This window comes from Pantoea sp. CFCC18179, from assembly GCF_059412405.1.
Map to the genome: position 1 here is coordinate 57,034 of NZ_JBNBPM010000012.1, position 20,437 is coordinate 77,470.

19 protein-coding genes are annotated in these 20,437 nt (G+C 56.7%); 14 read left to right on the forward strand and 5 right to left on the reverse strand.

Annotation, left to right across the window (positions count from 1 at the left end; all coding sequences use genetic code 11):
• The first annotated feature begins 26 nt into the window (after positions 1–26).
• Positions 27–521 (forward strand): GNAT family N-acetyltransferase, encoded by a 495-nt coding sequence (locus ACPUC7_RS19280; protein ID WP_494924099.1) that lies wholly within the window; start codon positions 27–29, stop codon positions 519–521.
• A gap of 122 nt (positions 522–643) precedes the next feature.
• On the opposite strand, the gene ACPUC7_RS19285 is transcribed toward ACPUC7_RS19280, so the two are convergent.
• Complete coding sequence (locus ACPUC7_RS19285) at positions 644–1,558, reverse strand: sugar ABC transporter substrate-binding protein (protein WP_494924100.1); 915 nt, start codon at positions 1,556–1,558, stop codon at positions 644–646.
• A 419-nt stretch (positions 1,559–1,977) separates the two neighbouring features.
• On the opposite strand from ACPUC7_RS19285, the gene ACPUC7_RS19290 reads away from it, so the two are divergent.
• Positions 1,978–3,372 (forward strand): MFS transporter, encoded by a 1,395-nt coding sequence (locus tag ACPUC7_RS19290; RefSeq protein WP_494924101.1) that lies wholly within the window; start codon positions 1,978–1,980, stop codon positions 3,370–3,372.
• Positions 3,353–4,312 carry a 2-hydroxyacid dehydrogenase gene (locus ACPUC7_RS19295; protein ID WP_494924102.1) on the forward strand — a complete coding sequence of 320 codons (960 nt, stop codon included), beginning with the start codon at positions 3,353–3,355 and terminating at the stop codon, positions 4,310–4,312. The genes ACPUC7_RS19290 and ACPUC7_RS19295 overlap by 20 nt, the downstream gene beginning before the upstream one ends.
• A gap of 55 nt (positions 4,313–4,367) precedes the next feature.
• Here the strand turns inward: ACPUC7_RS19295 and ACPUC7_RS19300 are convergent, their stop codons facing one another.
• Positions 4,368–4,700, reverse strand: a complete 333-nt coding sequence (locus ACPUC7_RS19300; RefSeq protein ID WP_343551681.1) for a HigA family addiction module antitoxin — start codon at positions 4,698–4,700, stop codon at positions 4,368–4,370.
• A gap of 30 nt (positions 4,701–4,730) precedes the next feature.
• The gene (locus ACPUC7_RS19305; RefSeq protein WP_494924103.1) at positions 4,731–5,039 is read right to left on the reverse strand and encodes a type II toxin-antitoxin system RelE/ParE family toxin; all 309 of its coding nucleotides are present in this window, start codon (positions 5,037–5,039) and stop codon (positions 4,731–4,733) included.
• A gap of 246 nt (positions 5,040–5,285) precedes the next feature.
• On the opposite strand from ACPUC7_RS19305, the gene ACPUC7_RS19310 reads away from it, so the two are divergent.
• From ACPUC7_RS19310 to ACPUC7_RS19340, 7 genes are all read left to right on the forward strand, one after another.
• A complete protein-coding gene (locus tag ACPUC7_RS19310; protein ID WP_494924104.1) occupies positions 5,286–6,449 on the forward strand; it encodes an HD-GYP domain-containing protein in 1,164 nt (387 codons plus the stop codon).
• Between the two features lie 108 nt (positions 6,450–6,557).
• Positions 6,558–6,647: a K(+)-transporting ATPase subunit F gene (gene kdpF, locus ACPUC7_RS19315; RefSeq protein ID WP_100701897.1), complete on the forward strand. Its 90-nt coding sequence runs from the start codon at positions 6,558–6,560 to the stop codon at positions 6,645–6,647.
• Positions 6,647–8,326: a potassium-transporting ATPase subunit KdpA gene (gene kdpA / locus ACPUC7_RS19320; protein ID WP_494924105.1), complete on the forward strand. Its 1,680-nt coding sequence runs from the start codon at positions 6,647–6,649 to the stop codon at positions 8,324–8,326. The genes kdpF and kdpA overlap by 1 nt, the downstream gene beginning before the upstream one ends.
• 7 nt (positions 8,327–8,333) lie before the next feature.
• Positions 8,334–10,382: a potassium-transporting ATPase subunit KdpB gene (gene kdpB, locus ACPUC7_RS19325; protein WP_343551678.1), complete on the forward strand. Its 2,049-nt coding sequence runs from the start codon at positions 8,334–8,336 to the stop codon at positions 10,380–10,382.
• A 10-nt stretch (positions 10,383–10,392) separates the two neighbouring features.
• Complete coding sequence (gene kdpC, locus ACPUC7_RS19330) at positions 10,393–10,962, forward strand: potassium-transporting ATPase subunit KdpC (RefSeq protein ID WP_494924106.1); 570 nt, start codon at positions 10,393–10,395, stop codon at positions 10,960–10,962.
• Between the two features lie 45 nt (positions 10,963–11,007).
• The gene (gene kdpD, locus ACPUC7_RS19335; RefSeq protein WP_494924107.1) at positions 11,008–13,680 is read left to right on the forward strand and encodes a two-component system sensor histidine kinase KdpD; all 2,673 of its coding nucleotides are present in this window, start codon (positions 11,008–11,010) and stop codon (positions 13,678–13,680) included.
• Between the two features lie 54 nt (positions 13,681–13,734).
• Positions 13,735–14,244 (forward strand): TIGR00645 family protein, encoded by a 510-nt coding sequence (locus tag ACPUC7_RS19340; RefSeq protein WP_494924108.1) that lies wholly within the window; start codon positions 13,735–13,737, stop codon positions 14,242–14,244.
• Positions 14,245–14,323: 79 nt separating this feature from the next.
• Here the strand turns inward: ACPUC7_RS19340 and ACPUC7_RS19345 are convergent, their stop codons facing one another.
• Positions 14,324–15,256: a LysR family transcriptional regulator gene (locus ACPUC7_RS19345; protein ID WP_494924109.1), complete on the reverse strand. Its 933-nt coding sequence runs from the start codon at positions 15,254–15,256 to the stop codon at positions 14,324–14,326.
• A gap of 93 nt (positions 15,257–15,349) precedes the next feature.
• Between ACPUC7_RS19345 and ACPUC7_RS19350 the strand changes: the two genes are divergently transcribed.
• The 4 genes from ACPUC7_RS19350 to ACPUC7_RS19365 all read left to right on the forward strand — a co-directional run bounded on the left by ACPUC7_RS19350 (position 15,350) and on the right by ACPUC7_RS19365 (position 19,380).
• Positions 15,350–16,555: an MFS transporter gene (locus tag ACPUC7_RS19350; protein ID WP_494924110.1), complete on the forward strand. Its 1,206-nt coding sequence runs from the start codon at positions 15,350–15,352 to the stop codon at positions 16,553–16,555.
• 53 nt (positions 16,556–16,608) lie between these two features.
• The gene (locus tag ACPUC7_RS19355; protein ID WP_494924111.1) at positions 16,609–17,949 is read left to right on the forward strand and encodes a cation:proton antiporter; all 1,341 of its coding nucleotides are present in this window, start codon (positions 16,609–16,611) and stop codon (positions 17,947–17,949) included.
• Positions 17,950–17,975: 26 nt separating this feature from the next.
• On the forward strand, positions 17,976–18,323 hold the full coding sequence (locus ACPUC7_RS19360; protein WP_494924112.1) for a hypothetical protein: 348 nt from the start codon (positions 17,976–17,978) through the stop codon (positions 18,321–18,323).
• A gap of 160 nt (positions 18,324–18,483) precedes the next feature.
• Positions 18,484–19,380 carry an alpha/beta hydrolase gene (locus tag ACPUC7_RS19365; RefSeq protein WP_494924113.1) on the forward strand — a complete coding sequence of 299 codons (897 nt, stop codon included), beginning with the start codon at positions 18,484–18,486 and terminating at the stop codon, positions 19,378–19,380.
• 71 nt (positions 19,381–19,451) lie between these two features.
• On the opposite strand, the gene ACPUC7_RS19370 is transcribed toward ACPUC7_RS19365, so the two are convergent.
• Entirely contained in the window at positions 19,452–20,369 is a 918-nt protein-coding gene (locus ACPUC7_RS19370; RefSeq protein ID WP_494924114.1) for a bestrophin family protein, read from the reverse strand.
• Positions 20,370–20,437 lie beyond the last annotated feature (68 nt).

Genomic DNA, 20,437 nt, shown 5'->3' on the forward strand with positions numbered 1-20,437 from the left:
AGTGCATGAGAAAAGGGAACACCGACATGGATTTAATTATTCGCGGTCGCGAGCCGGGCGATGCCGCCGCCTATCAACGTTTATACAGCCATCCTGAGGTTTACCGCTGGACCACGCAGTTACCGTGTCCGAGCGTGGCAACCTGGCAGAAAAAATTCGAGAAGATGGATGAGCTAGGCTACATCGGCTTTGTCGCTGAGATTGATGGCGCGATGGTCGGCGAATTGACGCTGTTTGTCGAACAGCGTCCGCGCACGCGCCACAACATCAGTTTCGGTATCAGCGTTGATCCCGCTTTTGGCGGACGCGGCATTGGTGAGCAGCTGATTCGCAACGCCATTGATTACGCCTTTAACTGGCTCGGCGTGGTGCGTATAGAACTGGAAGTGTTCCACGATAACGAACGCGCGCTGGGTCTGTATCACAAACTGGGATTCGAGCGCGAAGGCCTCAAACGTAAAGCCTGCCTGCGCGACGGCGAGCTGCATGACATTGTGGTGATGGCGCAACTGCGCGATTGAATCCCGTATTGCCCCGCCGCGTCGTAGGGTCGCCATTTATGGCGACCGTCTTGATAACCGCACCAAACTTCGCATTTCGGTCACCATAAATGGCGACCCTACGAAGGCGGATTTGGTGTGGGTTACTGGCTCTTTTCCACGTACTTCTGCATGTTCTCTTTGGTGACCAACTCAAACGGAATCCACACATGGGAATCGACTTTCTCGCCTTTAATCAGCTTCTGCGCCACATCCACCGAGGCTTTGCCCTGGCCGATGGCATCCTGGAACACCGTGACCTGGATTTTGTCTTGCGACATCGCTTTCAAGCCATCTGGCGTGGCATCAATGCCGCCGACCAGCACCTTTTTATTACTCTTCGCCAGCGCCATCGCTGCGCCAATCGCCATTTCATCATTATTCGCAGCGACGATATCAATCGCTTCGCCGTTACCCAGCCAGTTATTCATTAAATCCATGCCTTCGTTACGCGCATAATTGGCGGGCTGTTTCTGCACCACTTTCATGCCGGGATATTTCGCCACCACTTGCTCAACATCTTTGGTGCGTTGCAGCGCGCCCGCATCGGTCAAATTGCCGATCATGATCGCCACGTTGCCTTTGTAGTTAGCCATTTTCGCGAGCGCTTCCATCTGCAAGGTGCCGGATTCGCGTTCGTCGGAGCCGACAAACACCACACCCGCCGGTAGCGTTTTATCGCCAGGCGTGCGGTTGACGTACACCAGTGGGATCTTTGCCTGCTGCGCCAGTTTGGTCAGCTGCGGCGTGCTGGCGGAATCCACCGGATCAACGATGATGGCGTCCACACCGGCACCGATAAAACTTTGTACCTGATCGGTCTGGCGGCCGACGTCACCACGAGCATCCTCAAACTGCACATCAAGCCCGCGCGCTTTGGCTTCTTTATCTATTGATTGGCGAATAATGGTGAGAAAGTTTTGATCAAAGTAAGCCATCGACACGCCGATTTTTTCGGCCAGCGCTGAGGCGGAAGTTGAAAGCAGGCCAAGCAGCACAATCGCTTTGAGGGTTTTCATCGCAGACTCCAGAGTAAGCTGATTATTAGAATGAATGTTTCATTGATAATAAAAATGGCTCAATGAAATCATTTTCAGCCTACGAGTCACCTACACTGCTGACAATTAACATGCATGGATTTTGCAGCGAGGCGCACAGTTTGTTTGCAGCCCGGCGTTTCTTCGTCTGCTCATAGTTTTGATGCGAAGATTTTTCTTCCGCCTGGCGCACATTTCAGCGCAATCGAGCGCAAATATTTAGGGTTTTGTGCAGCGCCGCACCTCGCTTTGTGGCAGATGCCAAATCTGACGCGATTTTCCCCCGCCGATTCCTCCAATCGCACAATGACCAGCGCGCATGCGGCTCTCTATAGTTGCTGAAGAGTGGAAATAACGCGGTATTCCGCCCCATCGCGCTCTCCTTTTGAGGAACTCAGCTTATGCAAACAGCGAATAACCGCCCGCAAAATAGCCACGTCCGCGTGTGGATCTTGTGTCTGATCCTGTTTCTTTCGGTGGTGGCATATGCCGACCGTTCGATCCTGTCGATCTCCGGATCGGCGATCAAAGATGAATTTGGATTATCAGCGATCCAGCTTGGCTTGATCCTGTCGGCCTTTAGCTGGGCATACGTGATCGGCCAGATCCCCGGCGGCCTGTTCCTCGACCGCTTCGGCACCAAAAAAGTGTATGGCGTAACGCTGGCTCTGTGGTCGGTTTCGACCTTGTTGATGGGGTTTGTCGGCGAATTCTCTAGCGGCATGACCATGGCGCTGACCTTGATGTTTGCGCTGCGTTTCGCCCTCGGACTGATAGAAGCGCCAAGTTTCCCCGCCAATGCGCGTGCGGTGATCATGTGGTTCCCCAGCGCTGAACGTGGCCGCGCGTCGTCGTTATTTGCGTCGGCGCAATACTTTGCGGTCGCCATTTTCTCACCGCTTTCCGGCTGGCTGGTATCACGCTTCGGTTGGGAATGGCCGTTCTTTGTCTTGGGCGGCATCGGCGTGCTGGCGGTGTTTATCTGGTTCGGCTACATGCGCAGCCCGCGCCAGCATCCACAGGTCTCGGAAAGCGAGTTGCGTTTCATTGAGCAGAACGGTGCGCTGGTGGATATCGATTCCGAACAGACGCTTAAAGCGCGTCCGCCACTCAGCAAAGCGATGTTCAAAAAGCTGCTGACCAACCGCATGTTATGGTGCGCCTACATCGGCCAGTATTGCATCATCGCGCTCAGCTACTTCTTCATTACCTGGTTCCCGATCTATCTGGTGCAGGCGCGCGGCATGAACATCCTTGATGCCGGTTTTGCCACTATCGCACCGGCAGTGTTTGGCTTCCTCGGCGGCATCAGCGGCGGCTATATCTCGGATAAATTGCTGGCCAACGGCTGGAGTTTGTCGTGGGCGCGCAAAACGCCGTACATCGTTGGCATGCTGATGGCGGCCACGTTGATTCTGGCGGCGGTGATCCCCAGCAACGTCGGCATTATCGCCATTATGTCGTTCGCCTTCTTTGGCAAAGGCGTGGCGGCGGGCGCGGGAACCTGGACGATTGTCAGCGATACCGCGCCGAAAGAAGCGGTTGGCCTGGCGGGATCGATCTTTAACGGCATCGGCAATATGGCCGGTTTCATCACGCCGCTGCTGTTCGGCATCATTGTTGGCTTAACCGGCAGTTACAGCATTGGATTGGTGTTTGTTGGCGCACACTGCGTGGTGGCAGCGCTGTTGTTCTTGCTGGTGATGGGGCCGATTGAACGCGTCGGCGAAGAGCAAGATGCCGCCGCGACGTCATATCATAAACAGGGGAAAAAAGATGGCATCAACGCCGTATAAGGTATTGCTGAAAGGGCCGCTGTTACCGGCGCGCTTACAGGACAATCTCGACGCGCATTTCACCACGTTTCGCCTGTGGCAGCAGGAGGATCAGGCGGCGTGGTTGGCGCAACATGGCGCCAGCATTGATGCGCTGGTCACCAGCGGCAACGCGTTGATGGGTGCCAGCGCCGAGCTCATCGCGCAATTGCCCAATCTGAAAGTGATATGCAGCAACGGCGTTGGCTATGACGCGATTGATACCGCCGCGGCGCAGGCGCGTGGCATTGTGGTAACCAACACGCCGGGGGTGCTCAACGCTTGCGTGGCGGATACCGGCATGGCGCTGTTGCTGGATGTGGCGCGTCGTATTAGCGCCTCAGATCGCTATGTGCGCGCCGGCAACTGGCAGACGCAAGGACGTTATCCGCTGACCACTAAAATCGGTGGCAAAGTCTGCGGCATTGTTGGATTGGGCGGCATCGGCAAAGAGCTGGCGAAACGCGCGCAGGCGTTTGATATGGATATCCATTTTTACAATCCGCGTTCGCGTCCAGATGTACCTTACACCCGTCATAATTCGCTGTTGTCGCTGGCGCAGCAGGCCGATTTTCTGGTGCTAACGCTGCCGGGCGGGGCTGCAACTCATCATCTGGTCAACGCGGAAGTGCTGCGCGCCTTGGGGCCGCAAGGCTTTTTGATCAATATCGCGCGCGGCAGCGTAGTCGATGAACAGGCGCTGATCGCCGCATTGCAGGCGGGCGAAATTGCCGGTGCCGGTTTGGATGTGTTCGAACAGGAACCGGCGGTGCCCGAAGCGCTGCGCGGTCGTGATGATGTGGTGATCACGCCACATCTCGCCAGCAGCACCGTAGAGACCGTGGCGGCAATGGCCGATTTGGTATTTGAGAATCTGCTGGCGTTTTCGCAGGGCGAAGAGGTGTTGACCAGAGTGGTGTGATTATCCAGGTCACCATCAATGGCGACCCTACAACACCGGTTCTGATGGCGGGCTTTTATGCCACCGCTGCTGCGCGTTGCGCCATGAAAATGACTAACGGCGTAACGCGACTCAGTTCTTCCTGCGTTCTGGCATCGTTTTCGACTTCCCACAGATCCAGATGACGTTGCAGATTGAGCCACAAATCAACAGACGTATCGAAAACGGTCGCCAGCCGATAGGCCATTTCAGTGGTTAATTTACGGTTATTATTCACCAGTGCACTCACGGTGTTGCGGTGCACATTCAGCATTTCCGCCAAATCATTCACTTTGAGATTCAGCGGCTCAAGGAACTCATATTGCAGTACATCACCCACGCTGGTGGGTTTACGCATCGCTTGTTTCATAGTGGCTTCTCTTATACTCGCTGGTGGACGCTAGCGGTGTTTACGGTAGCTGTGAGGATCCAAATAGAGATCGGTGGCTTTGCCATTATTCCATCGAAAAATGAGCCGATATTGCTCATTGATTCGAATGGAGAAATATCCCAGCAGCGGCGGCTTCAATACCTCAAAGCGATTGCCCGGAGGTGAACGCAAATCGTGATGAGATGCCGCCGCGTGGATGATATCGAGCTTGCGCGCTAAGGCAGATTCAATCGCGGCTGGAATATATTTGTGCGGTGTTGCATAGACAAAAAACGATTCCAGCCAATCATCCCTAAAATTCTCAATCGATCCCTTCATGGGTTGCTCTACTTTGCCGTAAACAGGGCAGCAACCTATTGCATAAATGCACCGTGATACAGTGCATTTTTTAACATTGTAGTTGATCCCAGAGCCGTACTCCAAACAATCTGTTCAGTTGCATGCAATTACATTGCAGTGCGCACCCACCTCACAAACCTCACCGATCGCACAAATCCCTCCTGAAGATTTTTTGCTCAGCTGCCGATACCTCCTTACCACCCACTGATATTAAGGAGCGATATCGTGATAAAGCTGATTAACGTTGACGAACTGCGGCAGGGAATGTTTATCCACAAACTTGAAGTTTGGTGGGTCAAAGATAAGCGCATTCGCAACCAAATGCTGATCACTGATAAACGTCAGATCGCGATGATCCGCAATGAAGGGATCATGCAGCTGTGGATCGATCTGGATAAGTCGGTGCAGGCTCCGGTGGCGCCCGCACCGAAAAAAGATATTCCCAAAACCGCCTTCTTCCAGGAGATGGATCAGGCGCAAAGCATCTTCAATCAGGGCAAGCCGCAAGTGCTGGCGATGTTCAATGAAGCGCGCATGGGGCAAGGTCTCGATCTCGATTACACCCTTGATCTGGTGGATCAGATCGCCGGTTCGATCACCCGCGAACCCACGGCACTGCTCAGCGTGGCGCGGCTGAAAAATCACGACGATTACACCTATCTGCATTCGATGGCGGTGTGCGGCTTGATGATCTCGCTCGGTAAAAAAATGGGGCTGGATGAGCATCAGTTGCGCCGCGTTGGCATGGGCGGCTTGCTGCACGATGTTGGCAAAGCGGCGGTGCCGCTGGAGATTCTTAATAAACCCGGCAAGCTGACCGATGAAGAATTCACCGTGATGCGCCAGCATCCGATTGTCGGTGCGCAGATGCTGATGGAAGCCGATGCCGGTGAAGATTTACTGGATATCGCACTGCATCACCATGAAAAATATGACGGCAAAGGTTATCCGCATGGCCTGCAAGGTGAGGAAATCTCACTCTATTCGCGCATGGCGGCGGTGTGCGACGTCTACGATGCGGTGACCTCGAATCGCCCGTATCGCAAAGGTTGGACGCCCGCCGAAGCGATGCACAACATGTTGAGCTGGCGTGGACATTTCGATAACACGCTGCTGCACGCCTTTGTGCGCACCATCGGCATTTATCCGGTGGGATCGCTGGTGCGTCTGGCGTCCGGACGCGTGGCGCTGGTGGTGAAAGCCGGTGAAAAATCGCTGCTCAAGCCAAAAGTACATGTGTTCTGGTCGCTGCACGCTCAGCGTGAAGTAAAACCGGAAGAACTCGATCTTGGCGATAGCTTCTGCACCGACAGCATTACCGGCGCGGAAGACAGCGGATTGTGGCAGAACATCGATCTCAACCGCATCTGGGCGCTGGAAACCGCTTAATTTCGCGCCATTTTTATACTTTATTTACGCCAGATTCCCGCCTTTTTACCTCTTCTTTATGCCGCGCCGCGCATGCTTGCAGCACTAACCAATCGATTGGAGGTTGCTGTGAGCGTGGGCGTGATAGCCGGCATCGTGCTGGTATTTATTCTTCTGGGCTACCTGATTTATGCCCTGCTAAATGCGGAGGCGTTCTGATGGCTGCGAATGCATTTTTGCTGATCGCCGGATTCCTGCTGGTGTTGATGTTGCTGGCACATCCGCTGGGCCGTTTTCTTGGCGTGTTGGTGGCGGACAAGCCGCTGCTGCCGCGCACAGAACGCGCGCTGTGGCGTCTGGCAGGTGCGGACGGTAGCGCCATGCGCTGGCCGCAGTATCTGCTGGCGATTCTGCTGTTCAACGCGCTGGGTTTTGCGCTGTTGCTGCTGATGTTGATGACGCAAGCCTCGCTGCCGCTTAATCCGCAACATCTGCCCAATCTGAGCTGGGATCTGGCGCTGAATACCGCCATCAGCTTCGTCACCAACACCAACTGGCAAGCTTACGCCGGTGAAAGCACGCTGAGCTATTTCAGTCAGATGGCTGGGCTCACGGTACAAAACTTCCTGTCGGCGGCGACCGGCATTGCGGTGGCGTTTGCGCTGATTCGCGGCTTTGCTAACCGTTCACTGGATACGCTCGGCAACGCATGGCGCGATCTGACGCGCATCACCGTTTATGTGCTGCTGCCGATCAGCCTGCTGATGGCGCTGTTCTTTGTCAGTCAGGGCAGCATTCAAACCTTCGAGCCGTATCACGCGTTGACCACGCTGGAAGGCGCACAGCAAACGCTGCCGCTCGGTCCGGTGGCTTCGCAGGAAGCGATCAAAATGCTCGGTACCAACGGCGGCGGTTTCTTTAACGTCAACTCGGCGCATCCGTTTGAGAACCCAACGGCGCTGACCAACTTCGTGCAGATGCTCAGCATCTTCCTGATTCCGGCCGCGCTGTGTTTCACCTTTGGTCAGCATCTGGGCGATCGCCGTCAAGGCCATATGCTGCTGTGGGCGATGACCATCATGTTCGTGCTGGCGGTGATCACTGTGATGTGGGCGGAAGTGCGCGGCAATCCCCATTTCCTCGCGCTCGGTGCTGACAGCGCCAGCAACATGGAAGGTAAAGAGACACGCTTCGGCATCCTCAATTCCAGCTTGTTTGCCGTCATCACCACGGCGGCGTCGTGCGGTGCGGTTAACGCCATGCATGACTCGTTCACCGCACTTGGCGGCATGGTGCCGATGTGGTTGATGCAGTTGGGCGAAGTGGTGTTCGGCGGCGTCGGTGCGGGTTTGTACGGCATGCTGCTGTTTGTGCTGCTCGGCGTGTTTATCGCTGGCTTGATGATCGGTCGCACGCCGGAATACATGGGCAAAAAGATCGACGTGTGGGAGATGAAGATGACCGCGCTGGCGATTCTGGTGACGCCAACGCTGGTGCTGCTGGGTACGGCGCTGGCGATGATGACCGACGCCGGACGCGCGGGCATGGCCAATCCCGGCATTCACGGCTTTAGCGAAGTGCTGTACGCCGTGTCGTCAGCGGCGAATAACAACGGCAGCGCCTTTGCTGGTTTGAGCGCCAACACACCGTTCTGGAACCTGTTGCTCGGCTTCTGCATGTTGGTTGGTCGCTTCGGCATCATCATTCCGGTGCTGGCGATTGCCGGTTCGCTGGCAGCGAAGAAAATCCAGCCAGTCGGCAACGGCACGCTGCCCACGCACGGTCCGCTGTTTATTGGACTGCTGATTGGCACCGTGGTGTTGGTCGGTGCATTAACGTTCATCCCCGCGCTGGCCCTTGGCCCGGTGGCGGAACATCTGCAACTTATTCAGGGATAACGGAATCATGAGTCGTCAACAATTGGCGCTGTTTGATGCGGCGCTAACCCGCGTTGCCATGCTGGATGCGCTGAAAAAACTCGATCCGCGCGTGCAGTTTCGCAACCCGGTGATGTTCCTGGTGTGGATCGGCAGCGTGCTGACGTCGATCCTTGCGATCGGCATGGCTATCGGCACGTTAAACGGCAGCGCCGGTTTTACTGCGGGCGTCGCTATCTGGCTGTGGTTCACGGTGCTGTTCGCCAATTTCGCCGAAGCACTGGCAGAAGGACGCAGCAAGGCGCAGGCCAACAGCCTGAAAGGCATCAGTAAAACCAGCGATGCGAAAAAACTGGCGGAAGCACGCTATGGCGCCAGCTGGCATAACGTTGCCGCCGATACGCTGCGCAAAGGCGATGTGGTGCTGGTGGAAGCCGGTGACATTATTCCGTGCGATGGCGAAGTGCTGGAAGGTGGCGCGTCGGTGGATGAGAGCGCGATTACCGGCGAATCCGCGCCGGTGATTCGTGAATCGGGCGGCGATTTCTCCTCAGTTACCGGCGGCACACGCATTCTTTCGGATTGGCTGGTGATTCAGTGCAGCGTCAATCCGGGTGAAACCTTCCTCGATCGCATGATCGCGATGGTGGAAGGGGCGAAACGTCGCAAAACGCCGAACGAAATCGCGCTGACCATTTTGCTGGTGTCGCTGACCATTGTGTTCCTGCTGGCAACCGCCACCTTGTGGCCGTTCTCGGCGTATGGCGGCACGCCAGTCAGCATCACGGTGCTGGTTGCCTTGCTGGTGTGCCTGATTCCCACCACCATCGGCGGCTTGTTATCCGCGATTGGCGTGGCGGGCATGAGCCGCATGCTGGGAGCGAATGTGATTGCTACCAGCGGCCGTGCGGTCGAAGCGGCGGGTGATGTCGATGTGTTGATGCTGGATAAAACTGGCACCATCACGCTGGGTAATCGGCAGGCAACGCAGTTTCTGCCCGCGCCGGGCATTACTGAACAGCAACTGGCCGATGCGGCGCAGTTGGCTTCATTGGCCGATGAAACGCCTGAAGGACGCAGCATTGTGGTGCTGGCGAAGCAGAAATTTAACCTGCGCGAACGCGATTTAAGCAGCATGGGCGCCAGCTTTATTCCGTTTTCAGCGCAAACGCGCATGAGCGGCGTCAACGTGCAGGATCGCCTGATCCGCAAAGGCGCAGTGGATGCGGTGCGTCGCCATATCGAAGCCAATCACGGTCGCTTCCCGGCAGAAGTGAATAGCGCCGTAGAAGAGGTGGCGCGCGCCGGTGGCACGCCGTTGGTGGTATCAGAAGGTGCGCAGGTGCTCGGCGTAGTGGCGCTGAAAGATATCGTGAAAGGCGGTATCAAAGAACGCTTTGCCGAACTGCGCAAAATGGGCATCAAAACCGTGATGATCACCGGCGATAACCCGTTAACCGCAGCGGCGATTGCGGCGGAAGCGGGCGTCGATGATTTTCTTTCGGAGGCCACGCCGGAAGCCAAACTGGCATTGATTCGCCAATATCAAGCCGAAGGGCGTTTAGTGGCGATGACCGGCGACGGCACCAACGATGCCCCCGCATTGGCGCAGGCCGATGTGGCGGTGGCGATGAACTCCGGTACCCAGGCGGCGAAAGAGGCCGGCAACATGGTCGATCTCGACTCCAACCCGACCAAATTGCTGGAAGTGGTGCACATCGGCAAACAGATGCTGATGACGCGCGGTTCGCTCACCACGTTTAGTATCGCCAACGACGTAGCGAAGTATTTCGCCATCATTCCCGCCGCGTTCGCCGCCACCTATCCGCAGCTCAACATGCTGAACGTGATGGCGCTGCATTCGCCAAACTCGGCGATTCTGTCGGCGGTGATTTTCAATGCGCTGGTGATTGTGTTCCTGATTCCGCTGGCGCTGAAAGGCGTAAGTTACCGTCCGCTGAGTGCCGCTGCGCTGCTGCGCCGCAATCTGTGGATTTACGGTGCGGGCGGATTAGTGGTGCCGTTTATCGGTATTAAAGCCATCGACCTGCTGTTAACGCTGCTGGGTCTGGCGTAAGGAGAGAAAAATGAGTCAGTTACGTCCGGCTATTATATTGTTAATGGTGCTTACGCTGCTTACCGGCGCGCTGTATCCGCTGCTCACCACCGGTTTGGCGCAATGGTGGTTTCCATCGCAGGCCAACGGTTCGTTGATTGAGCAGGATGGCGCGGTGCGCGGTTCGGAGCAGATTGGGCAAGTATTCAATCAGGCGGGGCATTTTTGGGGGCGACCTTCCGCTACCGGTGATACGCCCTACAACGCGCTGGCCTCCAGCGGTAGCAACCTGGCGGGCAGTAATCCGGCGCTGGATAAAGCGGTGGCGGACCGGGTTGCCGCGCTGCGCCAGGCAAATCCTCAGGCACCTGCTGCGGTGCCAGTGGAGTTGGTCACCGCGTCGGCGAGTGGACTAGATCCCGATATTTCGCCAGAAGCCGCGATGTGGCAAGCTCCGCGCATCGCCGCCGCGCGCCATATGTCGTTGCAGGAGGTGCAAGCGCTGATTGCCCGCCAAACCGAGCGCCCGTTGCTGCCGTTTATCGGTGAAGAGACGGTTAACGTGCTGCGTTTGAATCTGGCATTAGATGATTTGCAGTAAACCCGTAGGGTCGCCATTCATGGTGACCTTCTCAATGGATGATTGATGAACGACGAAATCTCCCGCCCCGATCCTGACGCGCTGCTGCTCAATCAGCGCGACAGCCATCGCGGCAAATTAAAAATCTACTTCGGTGCCTGCGCGGGCGTGGGGAAAACCTTCGCCATGCTGCAAGAGGCGCAGCGGCTGCGCGCGCAAGGTCTCGACGTATTAGCTGGCGTGGTTGAAACCCACGATCGCCAGGAAACCGCCGCGCTGCTCAACGGTTTGGCGCTGTTGCCACGCCGCGCCACCGGGCGTTCACGCCATGCCGAATTTGATCTCGACGCCGCACTGGCGCGCCATCCGGCGGTGATTCTGATGGACGAACTGGCGCACACCAACGTGCAAGGTTCGCGCCATCCGAAACGCTGGCAGGACATTGAGGAGCTGCTGGAAGCGGGTATTGATGTCATCACCACGGTCAACGTGCAGCATCTGGAAAGCCTGAATGATGTGGTCGGCGGCGTGACCGGCATTCAGGTGCGCGAAACCGTGCCCGATCCGTTCTTCGACAGCGCCGATGAAGTGGTGCTGGTGGATTTGCCGCCGGACGATCTGCGTCAGCGGCTGAAAGAGGGCAAAGTCTACGTGGGCGACCGCGCCGAGCGCGCCATCGAAAACTTCTTCCGCAAAGGCAATCTGTTCGCGCTGCGTGAACTGGCTTTACGCCGCACCGCTGACCGCGTCGATGACCAGATGCGTGCCTGGCGCGATCAGCAAGGTCGCGACAAAGTGTGGCACACGCGTGATGCCATTCTGTTGTGCATTGGCGATGACACTGGCAGCGAAAAGCTGGTGCGCACTGCCGCGCGACTGGCGGCTCGCCTCGGCAGCGAGTGGCATGCGGTGTATGTGGAGACGCCGCGCCTCAATCGTCTGCCGGAAGCGCGGCGTCGCGCGATTTTACGCACGCTGCAACTGGCGCAGGAGTTGGGCGCGGAAACCGCTACGCTGTCCGATCCCGATGAAGCGCGCGCGGTGCTGCGTTACGCGCGCGAGCACAATCTCGGCAAAATCGTCACCGGACGCCAGCCGCAGCGGCGCTGGCGGCGCGACAGCTTTGCTCAGCGTCTCGGCGAACTTGGCCCGGATCTCGATTTAATCGTGGTGGCGCTGGATGAACCGGTACGCGATGCACCGCATGCGCTCAGCGGCCAACGCGCCAGCGCGGAAAAATGGCGGCTGCAACTGCGTGGCTGCGTGATGGCGCTGCTGCTGTGCATTGTGGTCACCTGCGTTGGGCAATCGCTGCTGATCGAATTTGATCCCGCCAACAGCGTGATGATTTATCTGCTGGCGGTGGTGCTGGTGGCGCTGCGTTATGGTCGCTGGCCGTCGGTGTTCGCCACGGTGATCAACATCCTCGCCTTCGATCTCTATTTCGTTGCGCCAACCGGCACCGTGGCGGTATCGGATTTACAGTATCTGGTGACCTTTGCGGTGATGCTGGCGGTCGGCGTGATTGTCGGGAACCTAACCGCAGGCGTGCGTTATCAAGCCAAGGTGGCGCGTTATCGTGAACAGCGCGCGCGCCATTTGTATGAGATGGCGAAAGCGCTCGGCAGCGACTTAACGCCGCAGGATATCGCCGCCACCAGCCAGCGCATTATTGACGTCACACTTCAGGCGCGCAGCTTGCTGCTGTTGCCAGACGAACACGGTGAACTACAAACCCTTGGCGATACCTCGATTGGTACGCCGCCGGATCTGGCCATCGCCAAATGGAGTTACAGCAAAGGCCAACCGGCGGGCGCGGGCACCGATACACTTCCCGCCGTGCCGTACCAGATTTTGCCGCTGAAAAGTGGCAATCACTGTCGCGGCTTGCTGGTGGTGGAGCCGGAGAATCTGCGCCAACTGATGATTCCTGAGCACCAGCGCTTACTGGAAACCTTCACCGTACTGATCGCCAACGCGCTGGAACGCATGGCGCTGTCGCACAGCGAAGCGGCGTCACGGCTGGCGGCGGAACGCGAGCAACTGCGCAATGCGCTGCTGTCGGCGCTATCACACGACCTGCGTACGCCGCTGACGGTGCTGTTTGGTCAGGCGGAAATGCTGATGCTCGATCTCGCCAGCGAACAATCGAAATATGTCGATCAGGCCAATCAAATCCGCGAACAAACGTTGAGCACCATTCGGCTGGTGAGCAACATGCTGGATATGGCGCGCATTCAGTCTGGCGGGCTGAATCTGCGCGACGAATGGGTGGCGCTGGATGAAGTGATCGGCGGCGCGTTAAGCAGCATGGGGCCATCGCTGAAAGGCCATGATTTTACGCTCGATTTACCCGACATGGTGCTGATCAAAGGCGACAGCGCGATGCTGGAACGGGTGTTTACCAATCTGATTGAAAACAGCCTGAAATATGCCGGTAACGCCGCGCAGCACGGCATTCGTGCCTGGCGCGCACAGGATCGGCTGGAAATTGCCGTGTGGGACAGCGGACCGGGCATCGCACCTGAAAATCTGACACGCATTTTCGACAAGTTTGCGCGCGGCGATAAGGAGTCGGCGGTGCCGGGCGTTGGCTTGGGTTTGGCGATCGGCAAAACCATTATCGAATCGCATCGTGGACGCATTTGGGCAGAGAATCGGCCGGAAGGTGGCGCGGTGTTTCGTTTGTCTTTGCCGCTGCCAGCCGCGCCAGAAATTTCTGAAGATGGCCTGAAATAACTTCACATAAGTTCAGTTATACTCGGCCACTTGTCTGTTGATTAATGGGAACTTATGGAACGTTTTATCGAAAACCTGATGTATTCATCGCGCTGGTTGTTGGCCCCGGTTTACTTCGGACTTTCGCTGGGACTGTTGGCGCTGACCATCAAATTCTTTCAGGAAATTTTTCACCTGTTGCCGAATATTTTCACCATCGCGGAGAACGATCTGATTCTGCTGCTGCTGTCGCTGGTGGACATGTCGCTGGTTGGCGGCTTATTGGTGATGGTGATGTTTTCCGGTTATGAGAACTTTGTCTCTAAGCTGGATATTGATGAGCACCGCGAGAAGCTGAGCTGGCTGGGCAAGATGGATTCCGGCTCGCTGAAGAATAAAGTCGCGGCCTCGATTGTGGCGATTTCGTCAATTCATCTGCTGCGCATCTTCATGGATGCGCGCAACATCGAAAACGATAAATTGATGTGGTACGTGATTATCCACCTGACGTTTGTGCTGTCGGCCTTTGTGATGGGCTGGCTGGATAATATGTCTAAGAATGATAAGAAAGCGGCAAATATGTGATGAATCCAGGTCACCCTAAATGGCGACCCTACAACACCATTCCCGTAGGGTCGCCATTTAGGGTGACCGCTTCATTTCTTTAACGACTCGCCGGCTGCGTTCCCGCCAATTGTGGCATCACTTCGCGGATCATGGCGAAAAACTGGCGTAAACGCGCCGGATAATAACTGGCCCACGGATAAGTCAGCCATACCGGCAGCGGCGGGGCTTGCCACTCTGGCACCAACTGAATCAAATCGCCGTTCGCCAAATCCTCCTGCACCACCCACGATGACACCACCGCGGCGCCCATCCCGGCGAGGGCGGCTTTGCGTATTGCGTACAAACTGTCGCTGGCGAGACGTGGCGCAATCGCCAGATTCAACGGCTGGCCATCGCTGATGCGCTTGAGGGCAATTTCATTACGATAAAAACTGGTCAGCGCCAGCCACGGCAAATCGGTCAACTGCGCAACGTCCTCAACCGGCGCATGCTTTGCCAGCAGCGAGGGCGCCGCCACCACAAAGCGCGGCACTTCGGCCAGCAGCACCGCCACAATCGACGGATCGCTCGGCGCGCCGACCTGAATCGCACAATCGACGTTCTCGCTGATGAAATCCGGCGTGCGGTCATTCAACATCCACTCTACGGTTAAACGTGGATAGCGATGCAGGTAATCAATCAGCGGTTCAATCAACTGGTCTTGACCAAACGCATGCGGCGCACGCACGCGCAAGGTGCCAATCGGATCGTCGCTGGCACCGGTTAACTCATCTTCCAGCGCATGCCAGGTCGCCACCAATTGCCGCGCCTGCGCATAACAGCGTTCGCCGTCGTCAGTGAGTTTGAGCGCATGCGTGGTGCGCATAATCAATTTCAGGCCGAGCCGCTGCTCCAGCGCTTGCAGGCGGCGGCTAATGGTGGGTTGCGTCGTGCCAAGCTGCGATGCGGCGGCAGAAAGCGATCCACTTTCCACGATGCGGATAAAGGTCTGCATCAGTTCGATGCGGTCAAGGCTGGAAGGAGTATTCATACGCACCACGCATAACAGTTCTGTGTTTGAGCAGTCTACCGCGTATGGTGGAGACGCGCTTTAATAAGCGCACTTTCACGGGGGAAAACCATTATGTCAGCCATTTCGTCTTCAGCCGTCGCGGCGGAAAAACTGCCCGCGCCGCTGGTGTTTACGCTCGCGGCCGGTGCAGGACTGAGTGTTGCATCGATTTACTACAGTCAGCCGATGCTGGATATCATCAGCAAACAATTTAACGTCGGTGTCGGCAGCGTGGGCATGGTGCCGATGCTGACGCAGGCCGGTTACGCGCTCGGCATTTTGTTGCTGGCTCCGCTCGGCGACCGGCACGATCGTCGCACCATTATCCTGATTAAAGGCTTGCTGCTGGTTGCTGCACTGCTGTTGTGTGGTTTTTCCGGCGGCTTGAATGCGCTGCTGATCGCCAGCTTTGTCACCGGCTTAACCGCCACCGTGGCGCAGGATATCGTGCCTGCTTCAGCGGCATTAGCGCCGGAGCGCAGTCGCGGTAAAACCGTCGGCACGGTGATGACCGGCTTGCTGGTGGGCATTCTGCTGTCGCGCGTGGTGAGCGGCGTGGTGGCGGAGTATTTTGGCTGGCGCACCATGTATATGGTGGCGGCGGTGGCGGTATTGCTGATTAGTCTGGCGCTATGGCGTGTGTTGCCGCGCTTTACGCCGGGCACCTCGGTGAGCTACCCGCGTTTGCTGCTGTCGCTGGCGCATTTATGGCAGCACCATCAAACACTGCGTCGTGCGGCATTGGCGCAAGGTTTATTGTCGGTGGGCTTCAGTGCGTTTTGGTCAACGCTGGCATTAATGTTGAGCCAACGTTTTCATCTTGATAGCGCAATCGCCGGTGCCTTCGGTCTGGCGGGCGCAGCCGGTGCGCTAGCCGCGCCGTTAGCCGGTAGCATCGCCGACCGCATCGGCCCGGCGCGCGTCACGCAATACGGCGCAACGCTGGTGATGGTGTCGTTTGCGCTGATGTTCCTGCTGCCGTTGTTGCCAGTTCCCGCGCAGATCGGTTTGATTATCCTCAGCACCATTGGTTTTGATCTGGGTGTGCAGGCGACGCTGGTGGCGCATCAAACCTTGGTTTACAGCCTGGCGCCGGAAGCGCGTAGCCGTTTGAATGCCTTGATGTTTACCGTGGTGTTTATCGGCATGGCGACCGGCGCGGCGCTCGGCAGTTTGGCGCTGGCGCATTGGGGCTGGACCGGCGTGGTGGCGCTCTCGACGTTGGCCGCTGCGCTGGCACTGATGATTCGCCTTGCCAGTCGCCATCTGCAAAACTGATCGCTTTTCGTGTGCCAGGCTTAAGGGAGATTGTTTTTTAAAAACGGAGCGTTATGAATTTCCTGGCCTGGACCGCTGCGACCGGCGGTCTACTACTCCTCATGTCACTGGCTTCCGGTTGGATTCACCGTGGGCCTGTGACCTCATTTGGTCTCTACCTGTTCGCGGGCATCTTGTGCGGCCCGTGGATGTTCAACTTGTTGCAGGTCGATATTATCGGCCACGCCAATCTTGCCGCCCACCTCACCGAAATCGCCATGGCTGCCTCATTGTTTATCACTGGGCTGAAACTGCGTTTGCCGCTCAAAGCGCATGCGTGGCGGATTGGCGTGCGGTTGGCGTTTCCCGCCATGTTGCTCACCGTGGGCGGCATGACACTGCTGGTGCACTGGATTACCGGCTTTGATTGGGCGCTGTCGCTGGCGTTTGGCGCAATTGTCGCGCCGACCGATCCGGTGCTCGCCAGCCTGATTTCAGTCAATGACGCGCGCGATGATGATGCACTGCGTGTGGCGCTCTCCAGCGAAGCGGGCATGAATGACGGTTCGGCGTTGCCACTGTTGATGCTGGCTTTACTGCTGTTGCAGCCTGGCGCGTTAAGCGGTGCGGCGTTGGGTGAGTGGCTGGCGAAAGATGCGGTGTGGGCGATTGGCGGCGGATTGGGCATCGGTTACGCCTTAGGTTGGCTGATTGGTCAGCTCGCAACGCATTTACGCACCGCGCATCATGACGTGGCCCCCAACGATCTGTTCGCGCTATCATTGATTGCGCTGAGCTACGCAGCGGCACAATCGGTGGATGCTTCCGGCTTCCTCGCCACCTTTGCAGCGGGCGTCGGTTTACGCCGCGCTGAGTTGCGCGTGGTGAAGCACTATCCGCAAGATGAGACCTCCGAAGAGGAACGTTACTTACCCGCAGAAGCGCGCGTGAATACCGGCCAGCGTCTGGCGCAGGGCAGCAGCGGCATGGTGAAATCGGTGGGCTTGGTGATCGGCGATGCGCTGTCGTTTGGTGATACTATCGAGCGCTTGCTGGCGGCAGGCATGATGGTGGTGCTGGGCATCACGCTGGCGCAGCACTGGAACCTTACCGGCATTGGCCTGGCGCTATTATTGTTTGTGGTGGTGCGCCCGCTGGCGGTGTGGATCACTACCTGGCGCTGCGATATTCCGTTAATGCGGCGCTTATTGATTGGTTGGTTGGGTATTCGCGGCATCGGCAGTATCAATTATATTGCCTATGCGTGGGTGCACGGCATGCGTGGCCCGCAAGCGGAACAGATGGTGGATATGGCGTTGACGTTGGTGGTGTGCAGCATTGTGTTGCATGGCGTGACGGTGACGCCGTTGTTAAATTGGCGCGCTGCGCGTCAGGCCGCGCGCAATAAAAACTGACTTATTGGAATTTATTGGAGCCTATTATGAAAGCGTTATTACTCGCCCTCGTTGGGCTGTCTTTGTCAGCCGCTGCGCTTGCCGCTGATGGCGATAATAATCAGGAAGAGAATGTCTACGCCAGCCAATTGTGTCATTTGGTGAGCACGGAAAAGAAGACCAGCGATTTGGATGGTTACACCGAGAAGATGAAGTCGCAACTCGCGGCCAGCCAGTCTTCGTCAGCGGTCGAGAAGCCTGAATTTAATGAAGAAATCGCGCAGGAAGTGATTAGCGCATGGCTGGAATTGGGTGAGGATGAACGCGGCAAACTGCGTCACGATCAGTCGCAATGCGAACAAACCGTGATGACACAATTCCAACAGCAGGATTAGTTCTATTTATCGAAAGAATACGCGCTTTTTTTGGCGCGTTTTTTTATGGATCTTTTGTACGTTTTGCATACATAATCGCCGAATTGAAATCAGACATGCGTCACATAATGAGATTCAGCTGTAAAAGCTGACACCTTTTCAATATTGGCTACTGGGCAAGATGATTACACGGCGTCACTTTTTACTGGCTGGCGGAGCAACCGTCCTCGCAATGACCACGGGCAAACTGTTTGCGCGTGATGACATTATCCCATTGTGGCCGGATGATCCTCCGGGCGGCGGCGGCCCTTCGGGTTTGCTGAAAGTCGATACTCACGGCTCGTGGACCAATATTGTCTCGCCAGCGATCCAGCGTTTTCGTCCGGAAAATCCCAACGGTGAAGCGGTGATTGTGGCGGCGGGCGGCGGTTATCGCTTTATCGGTATGGGCCGCGAAGCCTGGCCGGTGGCGCGTTGGTTGAACGGCAGCGGCTACACCGTATATGTGTTGAGTTATCGCTTGCCGGGCGAGAAGTGGCAGGCGGGCAATCTGGCGCCGTTGCAGGATGCGCAGCGCGCGATTCGTCTGGTGCGTTCGATGGAGCGCAAAGTGCATCTGCTGGGCTTCTCCGCCGGTGGACATCTGCTCGGCATGGCGGCAGCGCGGCCCACGTTCGATTCGTATCCGGCACAAGATCCACTCGATCAGATCGTGCCGAAAGCCGATAGCGTTGGCCTGATCTATCCGGTAATCACCCTGGAAGCGCCGTATCAAAATACCAAAACCCATTTGATGATGGTGGGCGATCACGCTACGCCGACGCAGGAAGCTAACTGGTCGGTGCAAAACTACGTGACCCACGAATATCCGCCGACCTTCCTCGCACAGGCGGAAGACGATCACACCTCCAATCCGCACAACACCGAAATGATGCGCGATGCCTGCCGCCGTATGCGCGTGCCGGTTGAACTGATTGAACTTAGCAGTGGCGGGCACGGGTTTGGTTTGGGTAAAGCGGGGACGCCGTCCGCGTTGTGGGATCAGGCTTACGCGCGTTGGTTGGATCATTTGAGTTGAGTTCGAGGTCACCATAAATGGCGACCCTACAAAATCGTCGTAAGGTCGCCATTTATGGTGACCATATCGAATTACGTTAAATTAAAATGCGCATCCGGCTGTAACGGTTCCGGCAACGACAGATCGCCATTCATCGCTTTCAACTCACGTTCAATATTCACGCACAATGCATCCAGCGGCAGATTATTCGGCGCGCTGCCAAACGGATGTTCCAGCTCCTCAGCCAACGACTCCAGCGACAAAAAGGTGTAGGAGATAAACATCGAAACCAGCGGCGTCATTAGGTGCAAATCTGCCACCAGCGCAAACGGCAACAAGGTACAGAACAGATAAACCGTGCGATGCAGAATCAGGCTATAGGCAAACGGAATTGGCGTGCTGGCAATGCGATCGCAACCGCCCAAAATCCCCGACAGCTGATTGAGATTTTCATCCACGCTGTGCCAGACCATATCCGACATCAATCCACTATCGCGGCGCTGCGCCAGCCATGCGTTCAAGCACAATAAAATCTGCGACGTCGGCATCGGCTTATCAAGCACCGCATGATGCCAGTTGGCGGGCAACAAGCGCTGCAAATCGGCTTGTTCATCCGTCTTACGCAAGCGATGTTTCAGGCTCCAGCAGAACGCCAGCAGCAATCCGCTAAATTCTCGCTGTTGTTCTTCACTCACGCCGCGAATGCTTTTGATCTGCCGCAGTAGCGAGCGCTGGGTGATGTGCAAGCTGCCCCACAACGTCCGTGCTTCGATGAATCGCGCATAGCTGGCGTTGTTGCGAAAGCCGAGGAAGATGGCGATCGACACCCCAATCAAACTGAACGGCGCGGTGGTGAGATGAATGCCGAAAGTGGAATACCAGGGAAAGCCGAAGACGGCGATCAGTGACATGAGCAGGTTGAGCGACAGGCGGAACACGATGTTACTGAGCACCGATCCATGCCAGTCAAACAACCGGATAAACCAGTGTTGATGAGGACGTACGATCATTTTTGCAGGTGGTTTTTTAGATTTTGTGGCGACAGGTTACGCCGGTAGGTGCAGCGGGATCAACGCCA